This is a genomic window from Curtobacterium sp. MMLR14_010 (genome assembly GCF_001865015.1).
In the GTDB taxonomy this organism is placed as follows: Bacteria; Actinomycetota; Actinomycetes; order Actinomycetales; family Microbacteriaceae; genus Curtobacterium.
In genome coordinates, this window is record NZ_MJGV01000024.1 from 25,169 (window position 1) to 45,619 (window position 20,451).

The 20,451-nt window shown below is 73.0% G+C and carries 16 protein-coding genes; 9 read left to right on the plus strand and 7 right to left on the minus strand.

The window, feature by feature from the left end; genetic code table 11:
* Positions 1 to 20: 20 nt before the first annotated feature.
* The 3 genes from BIU98_RS05385 to BIU98_RS05395 form a co-directional block, all read right to left on the minus strand.
* On the minus strand, positions 21 to 593 hold the full coding sequence (locus BIU98_RS05385; protein ID WP_071272879.1) for a PadR family transcriptional regulator: 573 nt from the start codon (positions 591 to 593) through the stop codon (positions 21 to 23).
* Positions 590 to 1,474: a DUF4097 family beta strand repeat-containing protein gene (locus BIU98_RS05390; protein WP_071272882.1), complete on the minus strand. Its 885-nt coding sequence runs from the start codon at positions 1,472 to 1,474 to the stop codon at positions 590 to 592. The genes BIU98_RS05385 and BIU98_RS05390 overlap by 4 nt, the downstream gene beginning before the upstream one ends.
* A gap of 216 nt (positions 1,475 to 1,690) precedes the next feature.
* On the minus strand, positions 1,691 to 2,365 hold the full coding sequence (locus BIU98_RS05395) for a YitT family protein (RefSeq protein WP_254787796.1): 675 nt from the start codon (positions 2,363 to 2,365) through the stop codon (positions 1,691 to 1,693).
* Positions 2,366 to 2,426: 61 nt separating this feature from the next.
* Between BIU98_RS05395 and BIU98_RS05400 the strand changes: the two genes are divergently transcribed.
* From BIU98_RS05400 to BIU98_RS05410, 3 genes are all read left to right on the plus strand, one after another.
* Positions 2,427 to 3,869, plus strand: a complete 1,443-nt coding sequence (locus BIU98_RS05400; protein ID WP_071272885.1) for a PLP-dependent aminotransferase family protein — start codon at positions 2,427 to 2,429, stop codon at positions 3,867 to 3,869.
* Between the two features lie 82 nt (positions 3,870 to 3,951).
* On the plus strand, positions 3,952 to 4,599 hold the full coding sequence (locus tag BIU98_RS05405; protein ID WP_071272888.1) for a DUF6518 family protein: 648 nt from the start codon (positions 3,952 to 3,954) through the stop codon (positions 4,597 to 4,599).
* A gap of 75 nt (positions 4,600 to 4,674) precedes the next feature.
* Positions 4,675 to 7,887 (plus strand): efflux RND transporter permease subunit, encoded by a 3,213-nt coding sequence (locus tag BIU98_RS05410; protein ID WP_071272891.1) that lies wholly within the window; start codon positions 4,675 to 4,677, stop codon positions 7,885 to 7,887.
* On the opposite strand, the gene BIU98_RS19280 is transcribed toward BIU98_RS05410, so the two are convergent.
* Both BIU98_RS19280 and BIU98_RS05420 read right to left on the minus strand, forming a co-directional pair.
* The gene (locus BIU98_RS19280) at positions 7,884 to 8,135 is read right to left on the minus strand and encodes a hypothetical protein (protein WP_071272894.1); all 252 of its coding nucleotides are present in this window, start codon (positions 8,133 to 8,135) and stop codon (positions 7,884 to 7,886) included. The two genes, BIU98_RS05410 and BIU98_RS19280, sit on opposite strands and share 4 nt — an antisense overlap.
* A gap of 187 nt (positions 8,136 to 8,322) precedes the next feature.
* On the minus strand, positions 8,323 to 9,429 hold the full coding sequence (locus BIU98_RS05420) for an alpha/beta hydrolase (RefSeq protein WP_071272897.1): 1,107 nt from the start codon (positions 9,427 to 9,429) through the stop codon (positions 8,323 to 8,325).
* Positions 9,430 to 9,529: 100 nt separating this feature from the next.
* On the opposite strand from BIU98_RS05420, the gene BIU98_RS05425 reads away from it, so the two are divergent.
* On the plus strand, positions 9,530 to 10,384 hold the full coding sequence (locus BIU98_RS05425) for a polyphosphate kinase 2 family protein (protein ID WP_071272919.1): 855 nt from the start codon (positions 9,530 to 9,532) through the stop codon (positions 10,382 to 10,384).
* Between the two features lie 263 nt (positions 10,385 to 10,647).
* A complete protein-coding gene (locus BIU98_RS05430) occupies positions 10,648 to 12,759 on the plus strand; it encodes a DEAD/DEAH box helicase (protein WP_071272922.1) in 2,112 nt (703 codons plus the stop codon).
* 125 nt (positions 12,760 to 12,884) lie between these two features.
* Here BIU98_RS05430 and BIU98_RS05435 read toward each other — a convergent pair whose 3' ends face one another.
* Entirely contained in the window at positions 12,885 to 13,394 is a 510-nt protein-coding gene (locus tag BIU98_RS05435; protein WP_071272925.1) for a DinB family protein, read from the minus strand.
* Between the two features lie 42 nt (positions 13,395 to 13,436).
* Positions 13,437 to 13,931: a MarR family winged helix-turn-helix transcriptional regulator gene (locus BIU98_RS05440; protein ID WP_083393001.1), complete on the minus strand. Its 495-nt coding sequence runs from the start codon at positions 13,929 to 13,931 to the stop codon at positions 13,437 to 13,439.
* Positions 13,932 to 14,134: 203 nt separating this feature from the next.
* On the opposite strand from BIU98_RS05440, the gene BIU98_RS05445 reads away from it, so the two are divergent.
* The 4 genes from BIU98_RS05445 (at position 14,135) to BIU98_RS19950 (ending at position 20,270) form a co-directional block, all read left to right on the plus strand.
* Positions 14,135 to 14,734: a hypothetical protein gene (locus BIU98_RS05445; protein ID WP_071272931.1), complete on the plus strand. Its 600-nt coding sequence runs from the start codon at positions 14,135 to 14,137 to the stop codon at positions 14,732 to 14,734.
* Positions 14,735 to 14,859: 125 nt separating this feature from the next.
* Positions 14,860 to 16,056 carry a S24/S26 family peptidase gene (locus BIU98_RS05450; protein ID WP_071272934.1) on the plus strand — a complete coding sequence of 399 codons (1,197 nt, stop codon included), beginning with the start codon at positions 14,860 to 14,862 and terminating at the stop codon, positions 16,054 to 16,056.
* Between the two features lie 66 nt (positions 16,057 to 16,122).
* Positions 16,123 to 17,292: an exonuclease subunit SbcD gene (locus BIU98_RS05455; protein WP_071272937.1), complete on the plus strand. Its 1,170-nt coding sequence runs from the start codon at positions 16,123 to 16,125 to the stop codon at positions 17,290 to 17,292.
* Positions 17,292 to 20,270 carry an AAA family ATPase gene (locus BIU98_RS19950; RefSeq protein WP_071272940.1) on the plus strand — a complete coding sequence of 993 codons (2,979 nt, stop codon included), beginning with the start codon at positions 17,292 to 17,294 and terminating at the stop codon, positions 20,268 to 20,270. The genes BIU98_RS05455 and BIU98_RS19950 overlap by 1 nt, the downstream gene beginning before the upstream one ends.
* Positions 20,271 to 20,451: the final 181 nt, after the last annotated feature.

Below are 20,451 nucleotides of genomic sequence, written 5' to 3' on the forward strand. Positions count from 1 at the left end.
CGCCCCGCCGGCGCGAGCGGTCAGAGCGACCGGCGCAGGGCCTCCAGGCCGTCACGCAGACGCGTCACGGTGTCAGCGCCGAGCGTGCCGCGGGTGGCGCGGCGACGCAGGTCGGCGCGGACCTGCTGCCGGAACGACGACAGGGCCATCTCGAGCTCGCGGAGGACCCGGGCGCTCTCCGAAGGGACCGAGGTCGGCTCCTCGGAGCTGGCGCCCTGTGCGGACGCGGCGAGGTCGGCGCGGAGCGAGCGCATCGCGTCCCCGACCGAGGCACGGACGCCGTCGGCCAGCGACCGGACGGAGTCGTTCACGCCGGACTCGACGTCGGCGATCTCGTCGGCGCGGGCGGTGAGCTCGGCGCGGCCGGCCTCGGTGATCGCGTAGACGGTCTTGCGGCCGTCGACGGTCTTGGAGACCAGGCCCTCGTCCTCGAGCTTGGCCAGGCGCGGGTAGACCGTGCCGGCGCTCGGGACGTACGTGCCGCCGAAGCGCTCGCCGAGGGCCTGGATGACCTCGTACCCGTGCATCGGGTGGTCGGCGAGCAGGACGAGCAGGTACAGGCGCAGCTGGCCGTGGGCGAAGACGGGGCTCATGCGGGCGCCTCGGTCTCGTCAGTCGTGGTCGCGGCCGTCGTCTCGGGGGCGGTGTACGCCGTCGTCGGGGGCGTCGTTGCGGCCACGGGCGGGGCGTGCAGCACCGCGATGTCGCCGGAGACCGAGTTCACCTTGAGGTCGAGCCACTGCCCGGAGAGCTCGCCGCCCTGCTTGACGTACGAGCCGCGCACGCCGTTGATCTCGGCATCGTCGAACTGCAGCTTGCCGGTCGCCGTGCTGACGGTGCAGCGGAAGGGGACGCCGTCCTCGAGCCGGACGCTCACCGAGCCGGACACCGTGTTGACCTTGGCGGCGTCGGGGGTGCCGCGCAGGTCGAGCACGACGTCCGCGGAGACGCCGTCGGCCGAGAACCGCGGGATCTCGCCCGTCGCGACGACGTCACCCGACACCGTGTGCACCGTGAGCGCACCGTCGAGGTCGTGGATCGTGGTGGAGCCGTTGACCGCGTTCACGGTCACGTCACCGGCGACGCCGTCGACGACCAGGTCACCGGACACGGTGTTCAGCGTCGCGCCGCGGTTCGTGCCTGAGAGCAGTGCGCCCGCGGAGACGACCCCGAGGGTGACGCCGGCGTCGCGGGGCACCAGGATGCTGACGTCCGCACGGGCAGAGCCGCGGAAGGACCGCAGGAACCCGATCGGGTCGTCCCAGCGGATCTGCGGGTGGTCGACGGTGAGCGTGTCACCGTCGAGCTCGATCTTGAGCGGCTTGCCCGACACGCTGTGCACCTCGACGCGTGCGGTGGGTTCGTCGTGCGCGACGACGTCGACCTGCCCGCCCACGAGTCCGACGCGCACGGACCGGACGATGCCGGTGTCGATGACCTTGGGCTCCTCGACGAGCCACTTCTCCTGTGCCATGTTGCCTCCTCGGACTCGCGATGTATCGCGTTGTGCAAGTCACGATACATCGCGAGTCCGTGCGCACGCCACCCCTCCCGCCACCCTCGCGCCCCCCGCGTCGAGGGAGCAGAAATCGTCGAGTTGCCCGGGTCCACCCGACGATTTCTGCTCCATCGATGAGCGCAGCGGGGAGGGGAGCGGAGCGGGGGCGGGCTGCGCGTGGGCACCCGGCCGTCACGGGGCGGGCGTGGGCTCCGGGGCGGAGGCGGGGCGGGCCTCCCGGCCGGGTGGGAGGTGACCCGACCGCTCGGGGCTCCACGGGAACCGGCGGAAGACCGGCATCATCGGCTGGACCATCGGGCCGATGGCGAACGCGGCGATCACCGTGCCGGCGCCGACGTCCCCGCCGAGGAACCAGCCGACGATCACCACGGCGACCTCGATCAGCGTGCGGGCGAGCCAGATCGGCCAGCCGAGCCGCTGGTGCAGGCCGACCATCAGCCCGTCGCGTGCTCCCGTGCCGAAGCCCGCGCCGATGTAGAACGCGGTCGCGACGGCCAGCAGGACCAGGCCGGCGACGAAGAGCGCGATCCGCGCGACCAGGCCGTCCGGCGTCGGGACGATCCAGAGCACCAGGTCGGCGCACGGGCCGATCAGCAGGGCGTTCAGCAGGGTCCCGATCCCGGGCTTCTGGCGGAGCGGGATCCAGAAGAGCAGGATCACGCCACTCGACACGACGGTGATGATCCCGAACGACCACGGCACCACGTGCTCCAGCCCCTCGGTCAGGACGGTCCACGACGACACGCCGACGACCGCGCGGACCTGCAGGGCGGTCGAGGCGCCGTAGAGGAACAGGCCGACGAGCAGCTGCAGGGTCCGGAACGTGAGGGCGGTCGGGCGGGACATGCGCTGATGCTCCCGCAGATTGGACTGCCCGTCGAGAGCCAATCTCGCTAGCGTGGTCCCCATGACCCCGGTCCTCCTCAGCGCCCGCTCGGCCGCCCTGCTGCTCGCCGAGTGGCGCACCGACTCCGACGCCACGGCCTACGAGGCGCTCGCTGACGCCGTCCGGGTCCTCGTCATCGACGGCCGGGTGCCGCTCGGGGCGCGCCTGCCGGCGGAGCGCGGACTCGCGGAGGCGCTCGGCGTCTCACGGACGACCGTCGCGAACGCGTACGCCCGGCTGCGCGAGGACGGGTTCCTGGTCTCCCTCCGCGGGTCCGGCAGCGTCGTGCGGCTGCCGGCGGACCTGGCCGGACGGCCGGACCCGGAGCGACTCGGCGGTGTCGTCGCGGGGGACGTGCTCGACCTGCGGAAGGCGGCCTTGCACGCGGCGCCCGGGGTGGCGGACGCGGTCGAGCGGGCGATGCGGCACGTCCCGGCAGCGCTCGCCGGGATCGGGTACGACACGGTCGGGGACCCGGGCCTCCGCGCCGCCATCGCATCGCGGTACACCGATCGAGGGCTGCCGACATCCCCCGACCAGGTGGTCGTGACCATCGGGGCGCAGCACGCGATCGCACTCCTGGCGCGGGTCCTCGTCCGACGGGGGGATGCCGTGCTCGTGGAGTCGCCGACCTACCCGCACGCGCACGAGGCCTTCCGCGAGGCCGGCGGTCGACTCGTCGGCGTGCCCGTCGACGCCCGCGGCGGGTGGGACGCGGCGGTGCTCGAGACCGCGCTCCGACGTTCGTCCCCGGCCGTCGCGTACGTGATGCCGGACCTGCACAACCCGACCGGTGCCTCCATGTCGGCCGAGGTCCGCGCGCTCCTGGTCGACGTCGCCGGCTCGGTCGGGACGACCGTCATCGCCGACGAGACGATGGGGGAGCTGCGGATCGACGGACCCGCCGCCGTGCCCCTGGCCACGCTCAGCGAGGACGTCGTGATGATCGGGTCCGCGAGCAAGGTCTTCTGGGGCGGTCTGCGGATCGGCTGGATCCGCGCGGAACCGGCGCTGCTGCAGCGCCTGCTGCTCGCCCGCCCGACGGGCGACCTCGGCACGCCGGTGCTCGACCAGCTGGTCGCGCGCGAGCTGGTCCCACGGACCGACGCCGTCCTGGAGGCTCGGCGTGCCGCCCTCAGAGCGGGTCGCGACGAGGTCGTGGGCGCCCTGCGCACGCGGCTGCCGGAGTGGGACGTGCCGTCACCGGCGGGCGGGTTGACGACGTGGGTCGGGCTCGGTCGACCGGTGTCCAGCGCGCTGGTGCTCGCCGCGCGGGCCGAGGGCGTGGTGCTGGCGTCGGGCGGGGTGTTCGGGCCGGACGGTGGGTTCGAGCGGTTCCTCCGGGTGCCCTTCACGATGCCGCCGGCCGACCGGGTGCGCACGGTCGACGTGCTCGAGCGGGCGTGGGGACGGGTCGGTGGGGTGTCCGCGGGCACGCGGGGGTCGCTGGCCGCGGTGGTGTGAGCGCGGGGGATCATCCTCCGGGTGGACCCCGCTGGCTCCCTGGTGTGACGACGGTGCGTCCGTCGTTCGCGATGCTGGGCGCATGACACCGATCAGCGCGAGCAGCTCCGCCCCCGAGTTCCCGACCGTGCCCGCAGCCGCTCGGGTCTCGATGGCGTTCGGCGGGGCACTGCTCGCCGGGGTGCTCACCTCGTACGGCCAGGGTGTGGCGGGGTTGTCGAGCGTCGCGAACTCGGCCGGACCCTGGTTCATCGTCGCCGTCGCGCTGCTGCTCCTCATGCGGGTGCGTGGCGGCCGCGTCGGGCTGCCCGTGGCGATGGTGACCGGCATCGTCCTGCTCGAGCTCCTGCACGTCGGGTACTGGGCGGCCTCGAACCTGCGCGGCTTCCCGGACGTGCTGTCGATCACGAGCTTCTGGGTGCTGATGGGCGTCCCCGCCGGGGTGCTCGCCGGCGCCGTCGCCGTGGCCGTCCGCTCCCAGGACTCCCGGTGGCGTGGTGCCGCCTCCGGGGTGACCGCCGCCGTGCTCGTCGGCGAGGGCATCCGCTGCCTGCTCCAGGTCGCCGCGACCACGGGCGTGGCGACGTGGATCGTCGAGATCGTCGTCGGGGCGGCCGTGCTGCTGGTCGGGGTCGTGCTCGCACGGACGCCGGTGGGACGGGTCGTGGCGCTCGGGTGCGGTGTGCTCGGGACGGTCGGGGTGCTCGGCGCGTACGTCCTGCTCGGCTGACGGGTCCAGTGGTCCCACGGATGCGGCGACGCTGCTGATCCGTCCGCTGTCAGCCCTGCCTGCGAGGATCGAGGTGTGCACCTCCTCTCGGTCTTCAGCCTGCGCAACCGCGCACTCATCGCGCTCGTGACCATCGTCGTCGCGGTGTTCGGCGGGATCGCGCTCACCAGCCTCAAGCAGGAGCTGATCCCGAGCGTCCAGTTCCCGCAGATCGCCATCGTCAGCGCCTACCCCGGCGCGACCCCGCAGGTCGTGTCGAACGACGTCTCGACGAAGATCGAGCAGGGCATCCAGGCGGTGCCCGACCTGAAGTCCACGTCGGCGACGTCCTCGACCGGGCAGAGCGTCGTCTCCGCCGAGTTCGACTACGGCTCCAACCTCGCCAGCGCCGAGGACAAGATCCAGACCGTCGTCAACGCCCTCTCGCTGCCGGACACCGTGCAGACGCAGATCGTCACCGGGTCCTTCGACGACCTGCCCGTGCTCCAGCTCGCCGTCTCGGCGAAGGGCGACCAGGAGCAGCTCGTCGACCGGTTGAACGCGACGGCGATCCCCGACCTCGAGAAGCTCGACGGTGTGCGCGAGGCCGACGTCTTCGGCAACCCGGGCCGCCGCGTCGTGATCACCCCCGACGAGGACGAGCTCACCGCCAGGGGCCTGTCCGAGACCGCCATCTCCGACGCCCTCGACGACAACGGCACGCTCATCCCCGGCGGCAGTCTCACGCAGGACGGCTCGACTCTCTCGGTGCAGACGGGGGAGCGCATCGCGTCGACCGCCGACATCGAGACCCTGCCCCTGACCGGCGGCAAGGACGTCACCGGTGCCCCCGTGGCGACCACGCTCGGGGACGTCGCGACGGTCGCGATCAAGGAGTCGCCGCGCACGTCGATCAGCCGTGTGGACGGCGAGCAGGCGCTGACGATCGCGATCACCAAGACCCAGCAGGCCAACACGGTGGACGTCTCCACGACCGTCCGTGACGCCCTGCCCGGCATCGAGTCCAAGATCACCGGCGACCCGAAGTTCACCGTGGTGTTCGACCAGGCGCCCTACATCCAGCAGTCGATCGACTCCCTCGCCGAAGAGGGGCTGCTCGGGCTCGGGTTCGCCGTGGTCGTGATCCTGGTGTTCCTGCTGTCCGTCCGCTCGACCCTCGTCACCGCGATCTCGATCCCGACCTCGGTGCTGCTCGCGGCGATCGGCATGCGCGCCGCCGGGTACACGCTCAACATCATCACGCTGGCCGCGCTGACGATCGCGATCGGCCGCGTGGTCGACGACTCGATCGTCGTCATCGAGAACATCAAGCGGCACCTGCAACCCGGGGTCGACCGACGACAGGCCGTGCTCGAGGGCGTGCGTGAGGTCGCCGGTGCCGTGACCGCGTCCACCGTGACGACCGTCGTGGTGTTCCTGCCGGTGGCGTTCGTCGCCGAGCTCGTCGGTGAGCTCTTCCGGCCGTTCGCGCTCACCGTGTCGATGGCACTCGTGGCGTCGCTGCTCGTCTCGCTGACGATCGTGCCGGTGCTGGCGTACTGGTTCCTCCGTGCGCCGAAGGGCCACAAGCACGCCGGGGCGGCTGCGCCCGCGTCGTCGTCCGCCACGAGCACCACGCTCAGCAGCGCGGACGACCTGCACGACGCCGGCGCTCCCGACCGGCTCCGGCGCGGGTACCAGCCGGTGCTGCAGTGGGCGCTGCGTGCCCCGTGGGTCGTCGTCGTCCTCGCCGTGCTGGTCCTCGGCGGGACGGCCGCCGCGCTGCCGTTCGTCAAGACGAACTACCTCGGCGACTCGGGCCAGAACACGTTCACGGTCACGCAGGACCTCGAGCCGGGCACCTCGCTCGACGTCCAGTCGGACGCAGCCCGCAAGGTCGAGCGCGAACTCCGCGCGGTCGACGGCGTGGAGACCGTGCAGACCACCATCGGGTCGAGCGGCCAGTCCATCCAGGCCGCGTTCGGCGGCGGCGGGACAGCGTCGATCCAGTACGCGGTCACGACCACGTCCGGCGCCGACCAGGTGCGGATCCAGGACGACACCCGCAAGCGCCTCGACGGCGTCAAGGGTGCCGGCGACGTCGCGCTGTCCTCGGCCGGCGGTGCCTTCGGCGGCAGCAGCGACATCGAGGTCGACGTCTCGGCCCCGACCCAGGCGCAGCTGAAGACCGCCGCCGACCGGGTGCTCTCGACCATGCGCGGTGTGGAGAACACCACCGGTGTCTCGAGCAACCTCTCTGCCGCCGAGCCCTACCTGGCCGTCCGGGTCGACCGCGCGAAGGCCGCCGAGCTCGGGCTCACCGAGACCCAGGTGGGCGGGCTCGTCGCCGCGTCGGTGTCCCCGCGCGACACCGGTTCCGTCGAGATCGAGGACGCCACCCTCGACGTCTACATCGCCGACCCGGCACCGCCCACGACGATCGCCGCGCTCCGTGCACTGTCGGTGCCGACCGCCACGGGCTCCGTCCCGCTGTCGGACGTCGCGACGGTCGAGCGTGCCGACGGTCCGACCACGGTCACCACGTCCGACGCGGTCCGCACGGCCACCATCACGGTGACCCCGGACTCGGCGAACCTCGGCGCCGCGGTGCAGTCGGTGACCACGGCGGTGGACCAGCTCGACCTGCCGAAGGGTGCGTCGGCGTCGATCGGCGGTGTCGCGTCGAGCCAGTCGTCGGCGTTCAGCCAGCTGCTGCTCGCCGCGCTCGTGGCGATCCTGATCGTCTACGTGGTCATGGTCGCGACGTTCCGCAACCTGTACCAGCCGGTGCTGCTGCTCGTGTCCGTGCCGTTCGCGGCCACGGGGGCGATCCTGCTGCAGCTCGTGTCGGGCATCCCGCTCGGGGTGGCCTCGCTCATCGGCGTGCTCATGCTCGTCGGCATCGTCGTGACGAACGCGATCGTGCTCATCGACCTCGTGAACCAGTACCGACGACGGGGCCTCCGCGTACGCGAGGCCCTGGTCGAGGGCGCCACACGACGACTCCGACCGATCCTGATGACGGCGCTCGCGACGATCTTCGCGCTCGTGCCGATGGCGATCGGGGTGACCGGGCAGGGCGGCTTCATCTCGCAGCCGCTCGCACTCGTGGTGATCGGCGGCCTGGTGTCCTCGACGCTGCTGACGCTCATCGTGCTGCCGGCGCTGTACTTCCTGGTGGAGCGGGCGCTGGAGTGGCGCGCCGACCGACGCGCCGCAGGCCTCCCGCGGCGTCGGTTCCGGCAGTGGCGCCGGGAGACCTTCACCCGGGCGGGCCGTCGCGAGTGGAAGGACCAGTACGCGCGCTAGCGCGCCCCGGCGTCCTCGACCTCGACCTGCGTGAACCAGTTCACCAGGACGACCGTCAGCGTGACGACGAACACGACCGCGCCGAGCTGGGCCACCTGCGAGGTGTGCCCGGTCGCCGCGCCCCAGCCGGCGAAGGCCATGGTCACGATGAACGACAGCCCGAGCAGCAGCTCCGCCGCGGTGCTGGCGAGCGAGCGGTGCTGCCAGGTGGTGGTGGGGCGCACGAGGAGGGTCGGGGTGTCGGTCACCCGGGAAGTCTCGTCCGGACGGTCAGCCGCCGGCAGTCCCGACTCCGGGTGCCACCCGCCCGGGGTACAGCTCCGGTCCACGGTGTGACCGACCCGCCGACCCGCCGACCCACCGACCCACCGACCCGCCGACCCACCGACCCGCCGACCCGCCGACCTCACTGGAGAGCGGGCCGGCCCACCGACCTCAGCGCAGCGTCCGCCGGAGGAACCGCACGACGCGCTCGCTCATCGCCTGGTCGAGCTGGGCGATCGAATGCGCGGTGCCCTCCACCGCGACGAAGGTGACCGGGACGCCCTCGTCGCGCAGGGCGGACGCGAAGTCCTGGGACTCCCACATCGGGATGAACTCGCGCGTCGAGTGCCCGATGAAGAACGGCGGGGTGTCCGCGGTCACGTTGTACCGCGGGGACGCCCGCTCGGCCGCGGGGCAGGCGTCGTACCGCGTGCACCCGAGGTACAGCAGTTGTCGCCGCTGGAACGCCGCCGACACCCCGTCGGACGCGGTCGATCGGCTGGTCAGGTCAGACGGCCCGCTCAGGTCGACGACCGCGCGGATCCGGTCACCGTCGGCGTACGCGGTCGAGCGGTGGTCCTCGACGGCGAGCAACGACACGAGGTTGCCCCCGGCACTCCCGCCGAACACCCCGACCCGGTCGGCGTCGACGTCGTAGGTCTCGAGCGTGGACGGTCGGAACACCCAGTCGAGCGCCCGTCGCACGTCGTCGAGCCCGGCGGGGAAGGGGTCGGTCGGGGCGAGGCGGTAGTCGACGTTGAACGTGACGAACCCCGCGGACGCCAGGTACTGGCAGACGGACCGGTACGCTGCCGTGCCCTTGTCGCCGTGCGACCAGCTGCCGCCGTGCACCATCATCACGGCCGGACGGGTCCCGGTGGAGGCCTTCTCGAGCGCTGACGGGTCGGCTGTCACGGGCGCGGTCGGTGACGGGGTCGTGCCACCGGTCGCGCTCGGCTCGGGGGACTCCGGCGCAGCCGACGAACCAGCAGCAGCGGACGCACCTGCCGCCGACGCGGCCCCCTCGGGCGTCGCGGTCGTGCCCGGGGCGCTGTCCGCCGGCAGGCAGACGTCGAGCCGCTGCAGTCGGTCGGCGCCGTAGGGCACGTCCGTGACGACGTCGATGCCGTGGTACCGCAACGACAGCGGGTAGATGACGGAGCCGGCGGTGACGGTCTGGTTGCCGTCACCAGCGGGGTCGGCGCTGCACGACGCGACCGCGCCGAGCGCCACGATCGCGGCGACGAGCGCGAGCAGGGTGCGACGGCCGGACCTCATCGCCGACAACGGTATCCCCAGGTGCGGCCGATCGCAGCACGGTGGACACCCGGGGGTGCCAGGATGAGGGCGACCCGTCACCGTCGAAGCAGGAGGACCCGTGAGTCGACGCAAGGCCTGGAACGCCGATCCCGAACCGCTCCTCCGTGTCGACGAGGGCTTCCGGCTCGCCGACGTCGACCCCGACGGCACCCCGGGCTTCCCCGGACGCAAGATCGACGGCCTCGAGTCCCTCGCGGCCGGCGCCGACCGACTCGCCGCCCTGCAGGAACGCCTGTGGGCCGCTGCGACCGCGGGCGACGAGCGCCGCGTGCTCCTCGTGCTGCAGGCCATGGACACCGCGGGCAAGGGCGGCATCGTCTCCCACGTCGTCGGTGCCGTCGACCCCAACGGCGTGCACTACGCCGGGTTCAAGGCGCCGACGGCCGAGGAACGCGAGCACGACTTCCTCTGGCGCGTGGAACGGCAGCTCCCGGCCGCGGGGCAGCTCGGTGTCTTCGACCGCTCCCACTACGAGGACGTCCTCATCCAGCGCGTCCGCGGGTACGCGCCGCCGGAGGAGATCGAGCGCCGCTACGGCGCGATCGTCGACTTCGAGAGCCGACTCGCAGCGCAGGGCACCACGATCGTCAAGGTGATGCTGCACATCTCGAAGGACGAACAGCGCGCGCGCCTGGGCGACCGCCTGGACCGCCCCGACAAGCACTGGAAGTTCAACCCGGGCGACATCGACGAGCGCCTGCGCTGGGACGACTACCAGCAGGCCTACCAGATCGCCTTCGACCGCACGTCGACCGCCGTCGCGCCCTGGTACGTCGTGCCGGCGAACCGCAAGTGGTACGCCCGCCTCGCCGTCCAGCAGCTCCTGCTCCGCGCGCTCGAGGACATGCACCTCTCGTGGCCCGCGGCGGACTTCGACGTGGCCGAGCAACGACAGCGGCTCGCCGAGTCCTGAGCACGTCCGGCCAGGAGGCCCCGCTCACCCACCGACACCAGCTCCACCGATCGACGGGGCTGGTGCAAACGCGCGTGGTCGCGTAGACTCGGTCGGTCGGCCTTCGACACCGCGGCTCGCGAGCCGCGGACGTGTTTGGGTGTTGTGTAGTTCGAGGGCTGGAATCACGTCGATCGACGACGGGATGAACCCCCTCTCCACGAACCGCCCCCGCCGATGTCGCTGCTGGGCTGCGTGGTACGTCTGCACCCCGGAAAGCACTCATGGCCCCCTACGACAAGGGCGCGGACAACCGCGCCTCCGACCGAGCCCGTCACCCGAACGGCACCCCCGCCGCTCGCAGCAGCAAGCACCGTGGCTTCCGCGCCCCGGAGCCGACCGCTCCCCGGCAGAAGCAGCGCTGGGACGCTGACGACCGCCGCAACCGTTCGTCGCAGGGCGAGCGCCCGAGCCGTCCGAACTGGGACCCGCGCGACAGCCGCGGCAGCCGTCCGGCGTGGGAGCCCCGCGGTGCGGGCCGTCCCGCACGCGGTTCGGACCGTGACGAGCGCGCCCCGCGGTCGTTCAACCGTGACGATCGCGCGCCCCGTCGCGACAACGACGACCGCGCCCCGCGTCGCTTCGACCGTGATGACCGTGCGCCGCGCACCTTCAACCGTGACGACCGCGCGCCCCGCCGTGACAACGACGACCGCGCCCCGCGTCGCTTCGACCGTGACGACCGCGCGCCCCGCCGTGACAACGACGACCGCGCCCCCCGTCGCTTCGAGCGCGACGACCGTGCCCCGCGCACGTTCAACCGCGATGACCGCGCCCCTCGTCGTGACAACGACGACCGTGCGCCCCGTCGCGACAACGACGAGCGTCCCCAGCGCCGGTTCGACCGTGACGACCGTGCCCCGCGCACGTCCAACCGCGATGACCGCGCCCCGCGTCGTGACAACGACGACCGCGCCCCGCGTTCCTTCAACCGCGACGACCGCGCGCCCCGCCGTGACAACGACGAGCGTCCCCAGCGTCGCTTCGACCGCGACGACCGCGCCCCGCGTCGTGACAACGACGAGCGTCCCCAGCGCCGCTTCGACCGCGACGACCGCGAGGCCCCCGCTGCCCGCGGCGGCCACTTCGTCCCCGTGGACGACGTCAAGCTCGACAAGCTCAAGGCCGAGTCGACCATCGCCGCCGACGTCGAGGGCGTGACCTTCGCCGACCTCGGCATCGGTGGCAACATCTCGCGTGCCCTGGCCGAGCTCGGTGCGACCAGCCCGTTCCCGATCCAGGCCGCGACGATCCCCGACGTGCTCGCCGGCAAGGACGTCCTCGGTCGTGGGCGCACGGGCTCCGGCAAGACGATCGCGTTCGGCGCCCCGCTCGTCGAGAAGCTCATGGAGAACGGCGGCGGCGCGAACCGCAAGATGGGCCGCGCCCCGCGCGCGCTCATCCTCGCGCCGACCCGCGAGCTCGCCCTGCAGATCGACCGCACGGTGCAGCCCATCGCCCGGTCGGTCGGCCTGTTCACGACGCAGATCTACGGCGGCGTGCCGTACGGCCGCCAGGAGGGCGCCCTCCAGCGCGGCGTCGACATCATCGTCGGCACCCCCGGCCGCGTGCAGGACCTCATGCGGAAGGGCACGCTCGACCTCAGCGAGGTCGTCGTCTCCGTCCTCGACGAGGCCGACCACATGTGCGACCTCGGGTTCCTCGAGCCCGTGCAGGAGATCCTCGAGGCCACGGCCCAGGTCACCCCGGCCGGCAAGCGCGCGCAGAAGCTCCTGTTCAGCGCCACGCTGGACACCCAGGTCGCGGCACTCGTCGAGCAGTTCCTGCACGAGCCGTCCGTGCACGAGGTGGCGGGTGAGGACCAGGCGTCCTCGACCATCGACCACCGCGTGCTCGTGGTCGAGCAGCGCGAGAAGGACCGCCTCCTCGAGGAGCTCGTCGCCGGCGACGGCAAGACGATCGTCTTCGCCAGGACCCGTGCCTACGCCGAGCGTCTCGCCGAGCAGTTCGAGGACGCCGGCATCCGCGCGACCTCGCTCCACGGTGACCTGAACCAGTCGCGCCGCACGCGCAACCTGCAGCTGCTCACGAGCGGTCGGGTGAACGTGCTCGTCGCGACCGACGTCGCCGCGCGCGGCATCCACGTCGACGACGTCTCGCTCGTCGTGCAGGCCGACGCCCCGGACGACTACAAGGCGTACATGCACCGCTCGGGCCGCACGGGTCGTGCCGGCAAGGAGGGCACCGTCGTCACGATCGTCCCCCGTGGCCGCATCCGCAAGATCGAGGGCATCCTCGAGCGCGCCGAGATCCAGGCCGAGCTCGTGCAGGCCGGCCCCGGCGACGGCATCGTCGCGGAGCTCGCCGCGCGCTGATCGCGAGCAAGGACGGACGGGAGGCCCGGTGCCAGCTGGCACCGGGCCTCCCGGCCGTCATCGGTGGAGCAGGAATGGTCGGGTCGCCGTCGTGTACCCGACCATTCCTGCTCCCTCGATGCGCGTCAGCGGTTGAAGAACAGCAGCCCGCGCGCGTAGCCGGCCTGTCCGGCGTGCTGCGTGCAGTCGTCGAGGATGCTGACGAGCCGGGCACCGGCGGTGACAGGCGGGTCCCATGCGTCGTCCACCACGGCGTCGAGGTCGTCCGGTCCGAGCGTGCCGAGGTACGCGACGGTCCGCTCGTGGACCGCGCGGAGGTACCCGGTGAGCAGCTCACCGGACGCACGGACCCGGCCGACGTCGTCCTGGGACATGCCGTAGCCGAGCGCCTCCGCCGGGAAGGGCAGCCCGAAGCGGTCGTACCAGCCGTCCGCGGTCCACACCTGCTCGGTGCCCGCGAGGTCGGCGACCTGGACGTCCTGCCCGCGTGCGATGTGCCAGGCGAGCCAGCCGACGGTGTTCGCGCCCGTGCCGGGTCGCGACGCGAGCTGGTCCTCGGAGAGTCCGTCGACGGCCCGCTCGACGGTCTCGGGCACGCGGGAGAACGCTTCGATGAGGAGTTCTGAGGGGGTCATGCCCCGAACCTACGCCCGGGCGCGCAGAGCCAGTCCGACTCGTCAGGCGGAGGCGCCGGAGCGACGGGCGAGCGCGCTGCCGAACCGCGTGAACGCCTCGGCGAGGTCCTCCCGGGCGTCGGGGGCGATGACCTCCCGGAACGCGGCCGAGTACACGGCGCCGATCTGCTGGGCGATCGCCTCGCCGGACGGCGTCAGGTGGATCAGGATGCTGCGGCGGTCGTCGGGGTTCGGGCGACGCTCGATGTGGCCGCCCTGCTCGAGCCGGTCGATGAGCGACGTCATGGCACCCGTGGAGAGCTCGAGGTACTCGCCGGCGCGCTTCGGGGTGACACCCGTGTCATCGGTCGACGCCAGGAAGAACACGAAGCGGCTGTCCGTCGGGTTGAGCCCGCGGATGCTGCTCTCGTGGTGGAGCACCCGTGAGTGCTGTGTCTGCAGCAGACGGAAGGCGGTCACCAGGGCGGCGATGCCGTCGTCGGGGCGGTTCGGTACGGCGGGCGTCGTGGGGGAGGTGGTCGGCACCGTACTGCTCATCGAGCGAGTATCTCACCGATTGAGACATCTCCGCTGTCCCCACCAGAGGGGGCGTCGGGCGTCTTGTCAGTCACTCTCGGAGCAAGTAACTTGATCGTCGTACCAACCAGTACACCGCACCACCCCGGCATGCAGCGCGACTCAAACCATCGCGGTCCCGGCCGAAACCACCGATCAGACCTCTTCTCCTCTGGAGCACCGCCATGCCTCGTGTCACCCCTCGTGCTGCCCGTCTCGCCGCCTGGATCGCCATCCCCGCCGCTCTCGTCGCCTCGGGCGCCGTCGTCTCCACCGCCTCGTACTCCGCGTTCTCCGCCACCACGGTGAACCCGACGAGCAACTGGACCGCCGGCAACGTCGCCCTGACGGACGACGACAACAACACCGCGCTCTTCAACGCCACCGGCCTGAAGCCCGGTTCGACCGGGTCCAACTGCATCACGGTGACCTCGACCGGCTCGCTCGCGTCCGCCGTCAAGCTCTACGCGACCGCCCCGGCCACGACCAACGGGCTGGCGTCGAACATCACCCTCGCGATCGACCTCGGCACGGGCGGCGGCTTCGGCTCCTGCACCGGCTTCACGCCCGCCGCCACGAACAGCTCCGTCTACTCGGGCACCCTCGCCACGTTCGGCACGTCGGCGACGAACTACGCCACGGGTGTCGGCACCTGGACCCCGACCGGCAGCGCGTCCGACTCGAAGGTCTACCGCGTGACGTACACGGTCTCGCCGACCGCGCCGAACACGGTCATGAACGGCACCGCCTCCGTCGGCCTCACCTGGGAGGCCCAGAACAGCTGAGACGCCGCCAGCGGTGACGGACGTGTGACCAGCACGCCCGGCAGCGTTCCCGTCAGCGACGACCAGGTCCGTGCACGAGCCGGCCCTGTCCGTCGACCCCAGCACGCCCCCGGTCGAAGGCACCCATGGTCAGCATCGAAGTCAGCGGTGGACGCACACCGCACGATGCGCTCCACGACGCCGTCGACTGGGGGCGTGTCGTCGTCGCGACGGTCGCCCGCGGGGTGGTCGCCACACTCCTCGGCCTGGCGCTCTGGGCTGCAGCACCCGCCGTCATCGGCTGGCTCCCCACCACGGTGATGACCGGTTCGATGGCACCGCGGATCGTCCCCGGCGACGTCGTCGTCTCCCGTCCGGTGGCGCCAGCGGAGCTCCGGGTCGGCCAGGTCCTGCTCGCCGACGACCCAGACCAGGCCGGTCACCTCCGCATGCACCGCTTCGTCGAGGCCGGCCCCCGCGGCTCCGTCGTCACCAAGGGCGACGCGAACCCCGAACCCGACTCGACCGCGATCACCCGGTCCGACGTGCACGGTGTCGCGTTCCTGCGCATCCCCGTCGTCGGGACGCCGATCGTCTGGATGCGCGACGGCGACTGGTCGAAGGTCGCGCTGCTGGTCCTCGCCGTCGCGGTCGTCCTGTGGCTGGCCACGGTCGACGGCTCGCTCCGGCGGTTGGCCGCGGCCGGCCGTGAGGACGACGACGGTCCTGGTCCCGACGACGGGCCCGGTCCGTCACCGCGGCACAGCCTGGAGGCTCCCCCCTCGTCCGCCCCGTCCGCGCGGCCCGACGGTCGGTCGGGTCGCCACGTGCTGTCCCGCCACGGGTTGCCCCGGCAGGTGCTGTCCCGCCGCGCGCACCGCCGTCAGGCCCGGCGGCAGCGCCGGCTGCGCGGCACCGGCGGGGTCGCCGCAGTGGTGCTGGTGGCCGGCGGCCTCGGCCTGCTGCTGCCGGCGCAGGCCGTCGCCGCCCCGTTCACCGCGAAGACCTCGACCGCGTCGGGCTCCCTGCAAGCCGCGACTGCGGTGGCAACCACGGCGTTGACCTGCGTGGGCAACAGCGACAACTCCGTGACCATCGGGTTCACGTACGCCGGAGCACCCGGGGTGGTCTCGTCCTTCGACGTGATGGCGGGCTCGACGGTGGTCGGGACTGCCGTCGGTACGGCGTCGTCCGTCCGGGTGGTCGGCACCGGGATCCTCAGCCTCGGTGCGAACGTCACCGTCACCGTCCGGACCAACCTCGGCGGGACGTGGACCGCCACGAGCACCTCGACGACGAAGATCCAGACCGCCCTCGTCGGCACCAACCTCAGCTGCGGCTGACCGGGTTCTCCACAGGCACGGGCGGGGTGCCCTGTGATGTCCGTGGGCGGCGCTAGCGTGACCGGCATGCGCATCCTGCACACCGGCGACTGGCACCTGGGCCGCTCGCTGCTCGGTGCCGACCTGCTCGAGCACCAGGCCGCCTTCCTCGACCACCTGGTCGGGGTCGTCGTGCAGCGCTCCGTCGACCTCGTCGTCGTCGCCGGGGACGTCTACGACCGCGCGATCCCGCCGGTCGACGCCGTGCGGATGCTCTCCTCCGTGCTCGAACGTCTGGCCACCGTCGCCAAGGTCGTCGTGACCCCGGGCAACCACGACTCCGCCGTCCGGCTGGGGTTCGGTTCCGCGGTGATGAACGAGCGCGTCCGCATCCTGTCCGAGCCCGCGCGGCTCGCCGAGCCCGTGCTCGTCGACGACCCGGACGGTCCCGTCGCCGTCTACGGCATCCCGTACCTGCAGCCCGACATGGTCCGGTACGCGCTCGCCACCGTCCCCGACGAACCGCTCGCCCGCTCCCACCAGGCCGTCGTCGGTGCCGCGATGGACCGCGTCCGGGCCGACCTCGCCTCGCGTCCCGGCACCCGCAGCATCGTCGTCGCGCACGCCTTCGTCGGCGGTGCCGAGCCGAGCGACAGCGAGCAGGACATCCGCGTGGGCGGGGTGGACCGCGTCGCCGAGTCCACGTTCGACGGCATCGACTACGTGGCCCTCGGGCACCTCCACGGACCACAGCGCGTCGGCCGCACCGACCGGATCCGGTACGCGGGGTCGCCACTCGCGTTCTCGTTCGGGGAGCGGAACCACACCAAGTCGGTCACGCTCGTCGACCTCGACGCCGCTGGCACGGTCTCCGTCGAGCTCCTCCCCACGCCGGTGCCGCGGCCACTCGTGGACGTCCGCGGGTCGATCGACGCCATCGAGTCCGGCGCGTTCGCCGAGCACGCGGCCGCCTGGGTCCGGGTCGCCGTGACCGACACGGTGCACCCCGAGCGGATGTACGCCAGGGTCAAGGACCACTTCCCGTACGCCCTCGCCGTCACACACGAACCCACCGACGCCCCCGCACGCACCACCACGCGGGCGGTCACGGCGACGTCCGACCCGGTCGAGGTCTCCGCCGACTTCGTGACCTTCGCCACCGGCGCAGCCCCCTCCGACGACGAACTCCTCGTGCTGCGCGACGCCTACGAAGCCGCCGTGGCGACGATGTCCGACCAGGACCGGACGGTGCGCTGATGTACCTGCACCGGCTCGAACTCCGCGCCATCGGCCCGTACCCCGACCTCGTGTCGATCGACTTCGCCGCGCTCGCCGCGTCCGGGGTGTTCCTGCTCGAGGGCCCCACGGGCTCGGGCAAGTCCACGATCATCGACGCCGTCGTCTTCGCGCTCTACGGCGGGCTCGCGGGCACCGACGTCAGCACCGACCGCCTGCACTCCCAGCACGCCGACCCCGCGGTCGAGCCCTTCGTCGAGCTCGTCTTCGAGACCGGTGCCGGCGTGTTCCGCGTCCGCCGCACCCCCCAGTACGACCGCCCCAAGCAGCGCGGCTCCGGCACCGTGAAGCAGCAGGCGTCGGCGCAGCTCACCCGACTGTCCGGCTCGACCGACGCCGCCGGCGAACCCGTCTCCGCCCGTGCACAAGAAGTCGGTGCGGAGATCACGCGGATCATCGGGCTCGACCGCGCGCAGTTCCTGCAGACGGTCGTGCTGCCGCAGGGCGAGTTCGCGAAGTTCCTGAAGTCCCCGGGCGAAGACCGCCGCCGCCTGCTGCAGTCCCTGTTCGGCACCGAGATCTACGACCGCACCGCCGACGAGCTCGCCACCCGGCGCCGTGCCGCCGCTGCGGAGGTCGACGCCGCCGACGCCCGCGTGCGGGACGCCCTCGCACGCTTCACCGAGGCCTCCGGTCGTCCCGACGCGGACGAGCCGGCGGTCCCCGACGTCGCCGCCGAGCTCCGTGCCACCGCCGAGGCTGCCGAGGCCGTCCGGGCGCAGGCCGCGCTGACGGTGACGGCTGCCACGGAACACGAACAGGCCGTCGTGCTCCGGGCCGCCGCGCTCGAGCGTCGTGCCGAGCTCCTCCGTCGAGCCGCGGCACTCGACGACCAGTCCGCCACGGTGGCGGACGTCCGCCACCGCCTGGCCGTCGCCGAACGCGCAGCACGGGTCAGCGCCGTCGCGGACGGTCTCGACGCCGCCGAGCAGCGCGCGTCCGCCGCCGATGCGGTGCGCGACGCGGTCCGCACCGAGCACGGGGTGACCGACGAGGACATCGCGGCCGAGCGCGACCGCCTGACGGACGTCGTCGGCGGGGTCCGACACCTGGTGACCGTGGCCCGGGCGCTGCCCGGTCGCCGCGTCGCGCTCGACGCCGCCCGCGCAGACGCAGAACGACTGGGCACCCGGCGCACCGAACTCGACGCCGCGCTCGACGCCCGCCCGGCCGAGCGCGCGCAGATCGTCGAGACCGCCCGGGCCGCCGCCGTCACGGCAGCCGGTGCCGACGCCGCTCAGCACCAGGCCGACGCGGTCGCTGAACTCCGGCGCGTGTCCGCGGAGCTCGACGCCACCCGGGTCCGGGTCACCGACGGGGAAGCCGCGGTCACCGCCGCCCGGGTCGCAGCGCAGCGGGCACTCGACGCCGAGCAGCAGCTCCGTGAGCGCCGGATCGCCGGCCTGGCGGGGGAGCTCGGCGCAGCGCTCCAGCCCGGCGACCCCTGCCCGGTGTGCGGTGCCGTGGAGCACCCCGCGGTCGCTGCACCGCAGGCCGACCACCCCACGCCGGCGCAGATCGCCGAGGCCGCCGCAGCCGCACGCCGCGCGGACGACCTGCTCGCCGACGCCGCGACCACGCTGGCGCTCGACCGGGCCGACCGCGACCGACTCGCCACCGTCCTCGGCACGACCACCTCGACCGACCTCGACGCCCGCGCAGCCGACGCCGACGCCCGACTCGCCGAGGCCCGCGCCGCCGCCGCCGACGTCGCCCGGCACGAACGTGCCCGCACCGCCCACGACGACGCCACCCGTGCGCTCGAACGCGACCGCAACGAGGTCGATGCCCGCCGCCAGGTCCTCCTCGCGACGACCGCCGCGGACGCCGACCGCATCGAGCAGGACACCACCGCGGTCGCCACGGCGCTGCACACGCTGACGGCCGACCTCGCGCACCTCGACGAGCAGCCCTCGGCGCTGCCGGACGCGGTCGCCGCGATCGACCGCCGCGTCGAGGCCCTGCGAGCGGTCGCCACCGCCGACGAGCACGCCCGCGCCGCCGCACGCGCGGTCGTCGAACGCCGGACGGAGGTCGACCGGGTCGTCGCCGAGCAGGACTTCGCCGACGTCGCCGCCGCCCGGGCCGCCGTGCTCGGCCCCGACGACGCCGAGCGGCTCCAGGAACAGGTGCGGGTCGCCGACAGTGAGCGTGCGGTGGTGGACGCCGGGCTCGCGGAACCGGCCGTCGTCGCCGCGGCGCAGGACGCCCCCGCGTCCCTCGACCTCGACGCAGCCCGAGCCGCACGGGTCCAGGCCGCCTCCGCGCTCGAGGCCGCCGCTCGCGACGCCACCACGACCGCCGACCGGGCCACGGCCGCCGCGCGCTGCGCCACGGACGTCGAGCGTGCGGTGACGGCCCGGGCAGCGACGTCCGCCCGCAGCCGCGCGGTGGTGCGCCTCGCCGACATCGCGGCCGGTGCGCCCGGCGTGAACCCGACGGGCATCACGCTCGGCACCTACGTGCTGATGCGCCGCTTCGAGGACGTCGTCGCGGCGGCGAACGACCGGCTCCGGGCGATGCTCGGCGGGCGGTTCGCGCTCGAGACCTCGGACGAGCGTGAGTCCGGCAGCCGATCGCGGCGCACGGGTCTGGCGCTCGCGGTCCGCGACCACACCACGGACACCACCCGCGACCCCCGCAGCCTGTCGGGCGGTGAGACCTTCACGGTGTCACTGTGCCTGGCACTCGGGCTCGCGGACATCGTGCAGGCCGAGGCCGGCGGGGTCTCGCTCGGCACGCTCTTCGTCGACGAGGGCTTCGGCACGCTCGACCCCGAGTCGCTCGACGGCGTGATCGGGCAGCTCACCCGCCTGACCGCCGGCGGTCGTCAGGTCGGCATCGTCAGCCACGTCGAGGAGCTCAAGCAGCGGATCCCCGAGCGGATCGCGGTCCGCCGCGCGCCGGGTGGCGGCTCGCGGGTGACCACGACCGTCTGACGGCCGGGCGTCGGGTCAGGGCGTCGGCGTCGCCGAGGTGTCGACGGTGCCGTCGGGTGGCGGCAGGATGTCGGCCGCGATGAAGGGGAACACCCAGGTGAACAGCGCGAAGACGATGACGGCGAGGAGCAGGAGCAGCTCGATGACCTTGAGGGCGGTGGGACCGGGCAGGACCCGCCAG

What these genes read in the sequence shown, in the direction of transcription:
- BIU98_RS05430 (WP_071272922.1), top strand. Translation starts at nt 10,648, where the DNA reads ATGGCCCCCTACGACAAGGGCGCGGACAACCGCGCCTCCGACCGAGCC.
- BIU98_RS05455 (WP_071272937.1), top strand. Translation starts at nt 16,123, where the DNA reads ATGCGCATCCTGCACACCGGCGACTGGCACCTGGGCCGCTCGCTGCTC.
- BIU98_RS19950 (WP_071272940.1), top strand. Translation starts at nt 17,292, where the DNA reads ATGTACCTGCACCGGCTCGAACTCCGCGCCATCGGCCCGTACCCCGAC.
- BIU98_RS05450 (WP_071272934.1), top strand. Translation starts at nt 14,860, where the DNA reads ATGGTCAGCATCGAAGTCAGCGGTGGACGCACACCGCACGATGCGCTC.
- BIU98_RS05435 (WP_071272925.1), bottom strand. Translation starts at nt 13,394, where the DNA reads ATGACCCCCTCAGAACTCCTCATCGAAGCGTTCTCCCGCGTGCCCGAG.
- BIU98_RS05395 (WP_254787796.1), bottom strand. Translation starts at nt 2,365, where the DNA reads ATGTCCCGCCCGACCGCCCTCACGTTCCGGACCCTGCAGCTGCTCGTC.
- BIU98_RS05420 (WP_071272897.1), bottom strand. Translation starts at nt 9,429, where the DNA reads ATGAGGTCCGGCCGTCGCACCCTGCTCGCGCTCGTCGCCGCGATCGTG.
- BIU98_RS05445 (WP_071272931.1), top strand. Translation starts at nt 14,135, where the DNA reads ATGCCTCGTGTCACCCCTCGTGCTGCCCGTCTCGCCGCCTGGATCGCC.
- BIU98_RS05385 (WP_071272879.1), bottom strand. Translation starts at nt 593, where the DNA reads ATGAGCCCCGTCTTCGCCCACGGCCAGCTGCGCCTGTACCTGCTCGTC.
- BIU98_RS05405 (WP_071272888.1), top strand. Translation starts at nt 3,952, where the DNA reads ATGACACCGATCAGCGCGAGCAGCTCCGCCCCCGAGTTCCCGACCGTG.
- BIU98_RS05390 (WP_071272882.1), bottom strand. Translation starts at nt 1,474, where the DNA reads ATGGCACAGGAGAAGTGGCTCGTCGAGGAGCCCAAGGTCATCGACACC.
- BIU98_RS05440 (WP_083393001.1), bottom strand. Translation starts at nt 13,931, where the DNA reads ATGAGCAGTACGGTGCCGACCACCTCCCCCACGACGCCCGCCGTACCG.
- BIU98_RS05400 (WP_071272885.1), top strand. Translation starts at nt 2,427, where the DNA reads ATGACCCCGGTCCTCCTCAGCGCCCGCTCGGCCGCCCTGCTGCTCGCC.